The organism is Polaromonas sp. (assembly GCF_036676035.1).
Lineage (GTDB): Bacteria > Pseudomonadota > Gammaproteobacteria > Burkholderiales > Burkholderiaceae_C > Polaromonas.
In genome coordinates this window covers 106,803-116,996 of sequence record NZ_JAKFDR010000060.1, presented here as the reverse complement: position 1 = coordinate 116,996, position 10,194 = coordinate 106,803, and the positions used below count along the sequence as shown (strand labels likewise).

Sequence of the window (10,194 nt, the reverse complement as noted above, 5' to 3'; positions counted from 1 at the left end):
TATCCAGGGGCATTCCATGACTGAAACCCAATCCGCTCAGCTCAACCCGGCACGCTTTGGCAGCGGTCAAGCGGTTCGCCGCCTGGAAGACGATGCGCTGCTGGCCGGCGCCGGCCAGTACACGGACGACGTGGCCCCGCAGGGCCAGACCCAGCTCGTTTTTGTGCGCTCTCCCTATCCCCACGCCCGTATTGTGGCTATGGACACCACGGCAGCGCGGGCCATGCCGGGCGTGCTGCAGGTGGTCACCGGCGCCGATCTGGTGGCGGCCGGCGTCAAGCCGATTCCAGGCACCAGCGGCTTTACGCGCGCCGACGGATCGCCCGGCGCCACGCCACCCCGGCGCGCGCTGGCCCACGAGCGCGTGCGCTTTGTCGGCGAGGCGGTGGCCGCCGTGGTGGCACTGACACTGCAGCAAGCCCGCGACGCGGCGGAAGCCATTGCCATCGACTATGACGAGCTGCCCATGGTCGTGGACATGAACGACGCGACAGCCCCCGGCGCCCCGGCGATCTGCCCCGAAGCCCCGGACAATATCGCCGCTGAAACGCGCTACGGCAATGCCCAGGCCACTGCCGCGGCCTTTGCCCGGGCCCGCCACGTGGTGGTGCTGGACCTGCTCAATCAGCGCCTGGCGGCACTGAGCCTGGAACCGCGCTCGGTGCTGGCCGCTTTTGACACCGCTTCGCAGCGCCTGACCATCCGCATGAGCACCCAGATGCCTTCCGGCGTGCGTGACTCGGTGTGCGGCGCGCTGGGCATGGCAAAGGAGGCGGTGCGCGTGGTGGTGGGCGATGTGGGCGGCGGCTTTGGCATGAAGACCTCGGTGTACCCGGAAGACATTGCCGTGGCCTTTTGCGCCAGGGCGCTGCAGCGCCCGGTGAAATGGGTGGCCGACCGCAGTGAAGAATTTGTCTCCAGCACCCACGGTCGCGACCTGCAAAGCCACGCCGAGCTGGCGCTGGACGAGCACGGCAAGATTTTGGCCCTGCGCCTGGCCTCGCTGGCCAATGTGGGCGCCTACGCCACCGGCGCGGGCGTGGCCATCCAGCTGCTGATCGGCCCCTGGGTGCAGACCGGCGTATATGACATCCAGACCATAGATTTTCATTTCAAGGCCGTGCTGACCAACACCGCGCCCACCAGCGCCTACCGCGGCGCGGGTCGCCCTGAAGCCATCTTCACGATGGAGCGGCTGATGGACGAAGCCGCCCGCCAGACCGGCATGGACCGGATCGAGCTGCGCCGCCGCAACTTTATCCAGCCAGCGCAAATGCCCTACAAAAATGCCATGGGCCAGACCTACGACACCGGCAAGTTCGAGTCGGTGATGGACCAGGCCCTGGCCCTGGCCGACTGGCAGGGCTTTGAGGCGCGTGCCGCCGAGTCGGCGCGCCGTGGCCTGTGGCGCGGCCAGGGCATTGCCACCTTTCTGGAATGGACTGGCGGCAATGTGTTTGAAGAACGCGTGACCGTGGCTGTGCTGGCAGACGGCATCATCGAAGTTTTCTCGGCCGTCAACGCCATGGGGCAGGGCATTGCGACCACGCTGGCGCAACTGGTGGTCGATGCGTTTGGCGTGCCGATTGACAAGGTCCGTGTGGTGCTGGGCGACACCGACCGGGGTGACGGTTTTGGCAGCGCCGGTTCGCGCTCGCTGTTCACCGGCGGCTCGGCCGTGCGTATAGGTGCCGAGCGCACCATAGCCAAGGCCAGGCAACTTGCAGCCAAAGAGTTTGAGGCGGCGGAGCGGGACATCGAGTACGCCAACGGCCGCTTCAAGGTGGCGGGCACCGATCTCAGCATCGACCTGTTTACGCTCGCGGCACGCCAGAGCGACCAGCGTATTTTCATGGACTCGACCAGCACCGTGGCCGGGCCCACCTGGCCCAACGGCTGCCATACCAGCGAAGTCGAAATCGACCCGCAGACCGGCCAGGTGGCGGTGGTGGCCTATGCGTCCGTCAACGACGTGGGCCGCGTCGTCAACCCCCTGATCGTGCGCGGCCAGCTCGACGGCGGCGCCGTGCAGGGCATAGGCCAGGCGCTGTGCGAGCACCTGGTGTACGACCGTGAAACCGGCCAACCCCTCACAGGCAGCCTGATGGACTACGCCGCGCCGCGCGCCGACAACGCCCCCGACTTCAAGACCGAAATGGACCAGTCCACTCCCTGCCTGAACAACCCGCTGGGCGTCAAAGGCGTGGGCGAGCTGGGCACCATAGGCGCCGGGCCCACGGTGGTCAATGCCGTGGCCGACGCGCTGGCACGCAAGGGCATGGCGGCGCAGGCTCGCCAGCTGCAGATGCCGCTGTCGCCATCGAGGCTCTGGCATTTGATGCAGGGCTGAGTGAATTAATTGGAATCTGACCCCAATCGCTCAATTGCTCCAATTACTCCAATTACTTTGCCGCTTTTCCCTGCGGCGCACGGTCAAGTCCAAAAGTACCGGAATCTGTTTTTTTCCAAAAACAAATCGACTCTGGTACCTTTCAGTGTTCAATCTCGCGTACTTGGCTCGAAAGTCGGCGGTTGTTCAGCGTAGTCCTAAGACGCGCAAGGCGGTCACGGCTTCCAGTCCTTGCGAACGAAGCGGGCGGCGTTCGGAACGCCGGCGCGGGGATTGAAATTCGTGCCCGCCAGGTCGCCGCCTTGCAGCGAGAGCGACCACTGGATGGCGGCCGTGGTGCCCGGAACAAAGCAGGTGAATCTCGCTTCGCGCGCAGTGATGATGACGTCGGCGAAGGCCGTGCACCAGCCCTTGGGGTCCCGCAGTTCATATGCGTCGCCTCGGCGATCGATTGCGAACTGCGGATAATCCTGCCATTGGCTGCCGTTCCACATGAAGAACCAGTAGCCCTCGATGGGCTCCTTGGCGCGCTCGACGGGCTTGGCAGCGCGGGCGCTCAGGTCCTTCTTCGCCTCGATAGCATAAAGACGCTCTTGCGCTTGCTCCGCGTCTTTGGGTTTGGTCAGAAGGTAGAGCGTGAGTGCGTTCTTGGCCTCGTCATAGCGCTTGGCTGACTCCAGCGCCACGCTGAGGTTGTAGTAAGCATCGCCCCACCACGGGGCTGCCGTCGAGGCGTCCTGAAACGCTTTGACCGCCAGCCCGAAATCTTCAGAAGACTTCGCCTCTTTCTGATAAGTGCCGCCCATGACAAACGCCCGCTTGGCTTCCGGCGGGACAGCAAGTGCGGGCTTCACGTCCTGTGCGAGCTTGATGATCTTCTCGCGTAGCGCGTTGTCGGTCGGTGTCTGTTGCAACTGCTGCACCATCTGGTTCAGTTGCTCGCGCGGGGATTGGGCGTAGGCGCTCGCTGCCAAAGCCAACAGTGTGAAGATGAGAATGATTAGCTTGTTGATCGATTTCATGGCTTGTTCCCCATCATTTGGTTATTTGTTTGCCACACGTACCTGCTACGCGCATGCATCAAGACTTCGGCTTTGGGCTTCCGGCATCCTTGCCCAGCGTGGCTTCGGCATCGGCCAGATACCCGGCGATTTGGGCCTTGCGTTTGCGAGCATCTTCGATCAGGAACGCCGCCACGCTATTGATATCGCCGTCGAATTTCAGCAACGCGGCCTTCCATTGGTCGGACAAATCGTCGGCCAGCATGCGCAGTTCGAAATAGGCGCGATGATGGAAATTGCGCAAGTTGCCGGGGCGATAAAGCCCGTCAATCAACACACACGCGGCCGACACCGCACCGGCCAGTGCCAATTCCCAGTTCAAATTTAGGTTGAGCATCAGTCCATAACCCGCCGAAGCAACGATTACCGGCACCTTTAGCACCCAGAACCAGAACGATTCCCACTTTGCCTCGCGGCGATTTTTATTGGCCCAGAGATTGATGGAATCAATTTGCTCTTGTAGCAGTTCGTGTGCGCGTTTGCCCCATTCAGCCGGAGCTTTCGGGTTGATGGCCGGGCCGGGTAGCGGCCCTAGTTCCGGCGCAATCGCAGCGGCAGGACGTACGCCGGCTGTCAGAGCGGAAGGATTTTGCGGAGGGTTGGTTGGGCTCATGCTGGTCCTCGGCTATAGGGATCGCGTAGAGGACTGTCATCGGCTGCGCGAGTGCTCGCGATCAGAGCCAAAAATGTGAAGACGAGAATGATTAACTTGCTAGTGGATTTCATCATTCGTTCTCCATCATTCAGTTATTTAGTCTTCCCGAATTTCGAGTTTGAGGGCATTTGGGGCCGCTCGCCGGCGGGCAGACTCATGGAGTAAAAGTCAGCATCATTGAATGCCTCCTGCGCACCTTTTTCATCACCGACCGATAGCCTGTTCATGCCCGTTTCAAACAGCCCGTCGACAATTTGGCGCGTCTGTTCTTTGATCTGCCGGTTCCAGTACGCGGCACCTTTGGCATCCTTTGCCTGCCGTTGCCGGAGCGCCGCGATCATGTGGTCCGCTTGCGGCGCAATGGCTGGATTCTCTGCCTTGGCAAGTTCGAACTGGCGAATGGCCCCGGCGTTGTCGCCGCGGGACGCGCTATGGAATGCGACGCCGAGCGGCGTCATCGGTCCCGCTGCCACGGCCTTGCGTCTATCCACCATCCACTGCGCCAGATCGACCGAGCGCTTCAGCGCGGCGTTATTAGGGTCGCGTTGCAGCGCCTCCTGCCACCAGGCGAGTGCGACCGGCCAGTCGTGATTGATCACCGCCTGGAAACCCTTTGTGATGCGGTCGGCGGCCGGCGAGCGCTTGAGTTCCGGCACCTGGTTGGTGAGATAGGCACCATCCCGGGGAACCCGTGCGTCGACCACCGAGGTATCGGTGTGGGGCGCGGGTTGTGAGCGGGCTTCCCGGTCGGTGCGATCACTGCCGCGAAGCTCTTTCAAGCCGGTGCTGCCCGTGTCGAATCCACTTCCCTTGAGGCTGGAACTGTCCGCGCCCGACAGGGCCTTTCAGTTGGGACATTGCTGCGCCCGAAGATCCCTTGAGAGTGCTCGCTGTGGCGTCGCGATTGCGAATGAACTCTTCATCCTTTTTGCGCTTTTCTTCGGCCAGACGTTCGCGCTCGATGCGCTCTGCTTCGGCCTGGCGTTGACGTTCGGCGGCGGCAGTGGCCTCTGCTTCCTGGACGCGACGTGCTGCACCGCCGGGGGAGCTATTGCATTTTCCGTCCCAGTTGTTATAGGCGAGGCTGGAGGGTAAGCCGCAGGCTATTTTTTGCTGCGTCCACCATGCTGGTTCGGCCGCCATCGTTGGAGTGGAGGCAACGCAGGCAATACCCAGCATCGCCCAAAGCGCCGCGCGCATCTTTAAGCGGTAGGTGTGATTCATTTTTCCCCCAACAGGGTTTAACTTTCACAATAGTCAGGCAAACCGCTACCGCTGTGACCTCAGCGACCCCAACACACATCAAATTTTGGCGCAGTTAAGCGATTAAAACTTCTATTGGCTGCGATTGCCAATTTGAGTAATGGCGTCAGCCGCTGGTGTGGATAGGCTACTGCGGCTGGTTCGTGCGGCGGCAGGCGTATGGCCAAATGAGCTTGGTGTCTTTGGGTTCCGTCGTCCCGTCGACGTACATTACTGGCACTGCGATGGCTTTTTCCTGGTCAGGCAGATCCTTGTGCGACTGGGAGTCGAAAGGGGCCCGCTGGCGGTATAGGCCATGCGGGTCCATCCACCGCACTTTTCGCGGAAACACATACTTCTGCCCGAGAAAATACTTCGGCCCGGGACTGTAATAGACAGCGAAATGGATGGCGGGGCGTCGAGAGTGCTCACTGGTTGCACTGCCGGGCTTGACACCTGTATTGCCAGTCGGCCCAAGCACCTCCCCCATTCTGACCCTTTGACCAATCGCCTGGGTAGGCAATTCGTTCATGTGGGCGTACTCGGTATAGACCCAGAATGGCTGGCCCGTGTCTTCGGGACTGTGCCGCAAGATAACCGCCTTTCCTCGCACCTGATACATATCCTCGATTTTCGCCACGACCGTGCCAGCGGCCACTGCCAATATGGGTGTGCCAAAGTCCGCGGGAATGTCTATGCCTCCGTGCATGCCTTTGCCAGTTTTGTCGGTATAGGGCTCTGCAAATGTCTCGTCCACACCAAGGCAGAAGGCATTAGCCGGGAAGTCAGGGCCCAAGCCGGTTTCCATCAAACCGGCCTGACTTGCCAAAGCATCCACGTCCATGCACTGAGGGTTGCGGGAAACGATGCATACAGATTTTCTTCCAACAGTGGGCTGGTCGACCAGATCGATCTGCACGCTTGGATCAAATTCTGGGCTACTGTCGGGAAGTATCGGATTCAGTAGCTTCCAGCCCTTGCCAAAATTGCCGTACATGGCTGCCATTTCGTCGCGATCGATATAGCCGTCCTTGTCCGCATCCAGGAGATCGAAATTTCCACGGCGGTTCCATTCCACCCGATCAATCTTTCCGTCCCCGTTTTTGTCGTATCCAGGAAAGTTAAACGCCACTGGATCGACCATTCTTTGGCCCTGTTTTTTCTGGGCCTGGACGGCATCGGGCAGGTAGAGCGCACCCAAGGCGGCAAGCGCGATGGCAGCCCTGGTGAATCGCAGGCAACGGTTGATGGAACGATTACGGCGCATAGGAAACATGAAAACAGCGCGAGTGCACGATTGCGCGGGAAAATATATCAGCGTTCATCTTCACTTCCTTACCCCTGTTTTTGGCGCAGCTAAGCGATTAAAAATCCTAAGTGCACCCCAGGTCAAGCCCGCAGGTCGGGAATTCCCCAAAGCCTGGAGCTCGCGCTGGTGTTGGCTGTTGGTTTTATCGTGGCGTATTGGCTTGCGGCGCAGGCTTGCCAGTTGCCGATGCCGTTGTCGCCATCGCGGCTTTGGCATTTGATGCAGGGCTGAGGCTTATCAATTCCTCAATCACTGATTGATATTTCCGTAAACCATGGCGGGCGCCACACCGTTCAGGCTGAGCCTGTCGAAGCCTGAACCCGATCGTCCTGAGGTATCGAAGGATCAGGCTGAGCTTGGCCTGTCCTGAGCTTGTCGAAGGGTCGAAGCCTTGGTGCCGAGCGCGCAAACCCTTCGACAAGCTCAGGGCGAACGGAGCTAACTGAACAGCATTGAATCCAACCCCAATTCCTCCGGCTTCACGAAGGCAGGCGGCTTTCGTCGCCGGCATCCGGCTCGGCGCAGTGCTTCAGGATCTCCGCGCGTGCGGCGTCGCGCAGCCGGATAGCCGCGGACCAGTCGTCACCATCGGGTTGAATCGGGGCGCTGACCAGCACGCTGATCGGCACGCGGCGGGGGAACCACTGGCCGGCACGCAGCACGGAGCGCGTGCCGCGGATCGTTACCGGCACCACAGGCACGCCGGCCTGCGCAGCCGCTGAGAACGCGCCCGCATGGAAGGACAACAAGCCTGGCACACGCCTGAACGTTCCTTCCGGAAAGAACAACATAGCGGTACCGGCGCAAACGCTGCGCGTCACCCGCGCGACGTCCAGCGCCCCGCGCTGCGCATCATCGCGGTCTACAAACATGGCGCCTAGCCCCTGCAGGTACACCCGCGGGATGAACTGTTCTTCAAGCGCGAGTTTGGCGACAAAGTGGAAATGGCGCGGCAGTGCGGCGACCAGCGTGATGCCATCCAGATAGCTCGCGTGGTTTGCCACCACCACACAGGTGGCCTCACGCGGCAGGTTCCCCAGTCCTTCGACCGCAAACGGGAGCCCGGACAGACGCAAGAAGAGCCGGGCCGCACGGTGACTCAGCGCCCAGCTCCAGGACGGCTCGGGCAGCACTGAGCTCAGCGCCCAGGTGATGGGCGCGAGCATCCAGAACAGCAGCCAGGCATAGCCCGCGTAGGCCACCTCCGCAGCGACGCGCCCGGCACGCCGCAGTTGCGGCAGTATCGCTGCCCAAGCAAACCGCACGATCTGCTGCCACGGCGCCGGCTGCGTGGCCGAAGCGCCGCCGTTTTCGTACAGCTCGCGGCTGGCCGCGCGGCGAATCTTGCCGCTGGAGGTCTTCAAGACCGTGTGCGGCGGCACCAGGACCACCTCGTCCGGCGGCGCACCGAGCACGGCGACCGCGGCGCTGTTGATCTGGCGGCGCAACTGCGCCTGCGCCTCGGGCAGCAGGCCGCGGGTTTCCGCCATGACGACGACCCGTTCGGTGCGGGTCCTGGGGTCCGGGCTGCCGAACACGGCGACGCAGCCCTTGCGGATGGCGGGGATCGCACCGACGGCCTCCTCCAGGTCATACGGGTACAGCTGACGGCCGCCGCGAATGATCACGTCCTTCGATCGCCCGGTGATATAGACCTCGCCTTGCGCCATGTAGGCGTAGTCGCCCGAGTCCAGCCACTCGCCATCGAACAGCCGGCGCGTCTCTTTCGGGTTGCGGAAGTAGCCGCTGGTGGCCGACGGACCCTTGAACAGCAGACGCCCTTCCTGGCGTTCCGCCACTTCACATCCCGTCGAGTCGACCAGGCGGACCTCATGGCCCGGCAACGGCCGGCCGCATGCCACCACCAGCCGCACGTCAGACGCATCGCTCGCCGCGGGCATCGCGCGGCCCGAGTGCGAGAACGCCGGCCTGTCGATGCGGTCGACCAGCAGCCCCCGCCCCGGCGGCGGGAAGGTCAGGCCCAGTGATGCCTCCGCCAGTCCGTACACCGGCGCCAGCGCTTGCGGCCGCAGCCCGTAGCGGGCGAAGCGTTGCGCAAACTCCTGCATGGTGGTCGCGCTGACCGGTTCGGCGCCGTTGAACGCAAAGCGCCAGCTGGACAGGTCGATCCCATCGAGCGCGGCCTCGTCGAGCTTGCGCAGGCACAGCTCGTAGCCGAAGTTGGGCCCGCCGGACAGCGTGCCGCGGTGCCGGTGCACGGCCCACAGCCAGCGCTCCGGTCGCGCGAGAAACGTCAGCGGCGACATCACCACCAGCGGGTACGCGTAGTACAGGCTGCCCAGCCACGCCCCGATCAGCCCCATGTCGTGGTACAGCGGCAGCCACGAGACGAAGACATCGTCGGAGCTGACCTGCAGGACCTGCCCCATGGCCCGCAGGTTGGCCAGCAGGTTGGCGTGCGTCAGGACCACCCCCTTGGGACTGCTGGTGCTGCCCGAGGTGTACTGCAGCAGGGCGATATAGTCTGCATGGGCGGCGATACGGTCCGGGGAGACGGTGGACGAGGACAGTTCTTCCACCGTGCAGACCATGCGCAGCGACGGCACCTGGGACTTGAGCAGCGTCGCCAGCGCCTTGGCTTGCGGCACAGTGATCAGCACCGTGGCCAGCGCATTGGTGAGGATGCCGACATGGCGGCGCAGGTGCTCCTCGATCTGCGCTGCCCGCGTTGGCGGGTAGATCGGCACCGGGATGCCGCCGGCCAGCAAAATGCCGGCGAAGCTTAAGAAATACTCAGGGCTGGTTGGCAGCATCAGCGCCACCGCCTGGCCCGGCTGAAAGCCGCGATCCAGCAGTCCCGCGGCGACGCCAGCGGCGCCCTGCTGCAGGTCGGCGTAGCTCAGGCGCGCCAGCGCGTCGCCGTCGTCGCCGTTGTCGATCACGATGTGCTCGCGCTGCGGATGAGCCCGCACGTGCCAGTCGAGCACCTCCTGCAGGGTCGCTGCCGCGTGCGGCGCTTGCAAGACGCGTTCGGGCGTCTCAAGCCGCCGTGCCTGCAGCGCTTGCGCCTGAGGTGGGCCCCGTGCGGCAAGCAGCGCGCGCAGCAGGTCCCGAGGCGCTTCGGCCGTGCTCAGAAGCTGCTCCGGCGGGCGCACGCCGAACGCGCGCTCCAGGCGCATCAGCAGCTCCACGCGCGCCAGGCTGTCCAGGCCAAGGTCTTCCTCCAGCGCGCTGTCCAGCGTCACCGGCTCCATGTCCTTGCGGCCGGGGTGGAGTTCGGTCAAGACCTCCCGCACGATCCGCAGCACGGACTCGTCCGACACTGCGCGGGAAGGCGAGTCTAGGTTCATGGGCTGATTACCCTTGCTGTGTGGGGCCCTCTCGTTGAGGCGCCATCAGGGTTCTTTCCATCCGCGAGACCGTTCTTTGCCGATCTCGACGGCCCCGGCAAGAAAGAACCGGATGACGGCTTCGAAGCAGGCATATCCCCGATCGGGCGCGCGAGTGAATGAGCGCAGGCCCGGCACCAGGGTCTTGGCCGGGTGAATAACATTGTAGGCCTGCGGGCCCCGCAATAGGGCTTTCGTGGATCTCATCAGGTACCCCTGAAGACGTT

General features: G+C 63.1%; 7 protein-coding genes. 1 reads left to right on the top strand and 6 read right to left on the bottom strand.

Going from position 1 to position 10,194, the window contains the following annotated elements; all coding sequences use genetic code 11:
- Positions 1-16: 16 nt before the first annotated feature.
- Positions 17-2,350, top strand: coding sequence for a xanthine dehydrogenase family protein molybdopterin-binding subunit (locus V6M61_RS10345; protein WP_332776486.1), 2,334 nt, complete (start codon positions 17-19; stop codon positions 2,348-2,350).
- A gap of 215 nt (positions 2,351-2,565) precedes the next feature.
- On the opposite strand, the gene V6M61_RS10340 is transcribed toward V6M61_RS10345, so the two are convergent.
- The 6 genes from V6M61_RS10340 to V6M61_RS10315 all read right to left on the bottom strand — a co-directional run bounded on the left by V6M61_RS10340 (position 2,566) and on the right by V6M61_RS10315 (position 9,928).
- Positions 2,566-3,372 carry a tetratricopeptide repeat protein gene (locus V6M61_RS10340; RefSeq protein ID WP_332776485.1) on the bottom strand — a complete coding sequence of 269 codons (807 nt, stop codon included), beginning with the start codon at positions 3,370-3,372 and terminating at the stop codon, positions 2,566-2,568.
- A gap of 58 nt (positions 3,373-3,430) precedes the next feature.
- Entirely contained in the window at positions 3,431-4,024 is a 594-nt protein-coding gene (locus tag V6M61_RS10335; RefSeq protein WP_332776484.1) for a hypothetical protein, read from the bottom strand.
- 134 nt (positions 4,025-4,158) lie between these two features.
- Positions 4,159-4,845 (bottom strand): hypothetical protein, encoded by a 687-nt coding sequence (locus V6M61_RS10330; protein WP_332776483.1) that lies wholly within the window; start codon positions 4,843-4,845, stop codon positions 4,159-4,161.
- Positions 4,823-5,290, bottom strand: a complete 468-nt coding sequence (locus tag V6M61_RS10325; RefSeq protein WP_332776482.1) for a hypothetical protein — start codon at positions 5,288-5,290, stop codon at positions 4,823-4,825. The genes V6M61_RS10330 and V6M61_RS10325 overlap by 23 nt, the downstream gene beginning before the upstream one ends.
- 166 nt (positions 5,291-5,456) lie before the next feature.
- The gene (locus V6M61_RS10320) at positions 5,457-6,584 is read right to left on the bottom strand and encodes a peptidoglycan DD-metalloendopeptidase family protein (protein WP_332776481.1); all 1,128 of its coding nucleotides are present in this window, start codon (positions 6,582-6,584) and stop codon (positions 5,457-5,459) included.
- Positions 6,585-7,096: 512 nt separating this feature from the next.
- Positions 7,097-9,928: an AMP-binding protein gene (locus tag V6M61_RS10315; RefSeq protein WP_332776480.1), complete on the bottom strand. Its 2,832-nt coding sequence runs from the start codon at positions 9,926-9,928 to the stop codon at positions 7,097-7,099.
- Between the last annotated feature and the right edge of the window lie 266 nt (positions 9,929-10,194).

Bases quoted from the DNA above. Each gene is read 5' to 3' on its own strand.
- V6M61_RS10340 (WP_332776485.1), bottom strand. From the start codon at position 3,372: ATGAAATCGATCAACAAGCTAATCATTCTCATCTTCACACTGTTGGCT.
- V6M61_RS10345 (WP_332776486.1), top strand. From the start codon at position 17: ATGACTGAAACCCAATCCGCTCAGCTCAACCCGGCACGCTTTGGCAGC.
- V6M61_RS10315 (WP_332776480.1), bottom strand. From the start codon at position 9,928: ATGAACCTAGACTCGCCTTCCCGCGCAGTGTCGGACGAGTCCGTGCTG.
- V6M61_RS10335 (WP_332776484.1), bottom strand. From the start codon at position 4,024: ATGAGCCCAACCAACCCTCCGCAAAATCCTTCCGCTCTGACAGCCGGC.
- V6M61_RS10320 (WP_332776481.1), bottom strand. From the start codon at position 6,584: ATGTTTCCTATGCGCCGTAATCGTTCCATCAACCGTTGCCTGCGATTC.
- V6M61_RS10325 (WP_332776482.1), bottom strand. From the start codon at position 5,290: ATGAATCACACCTACCGCTTAAAGATGCGCGCGGCGCTTTGGGCGATG.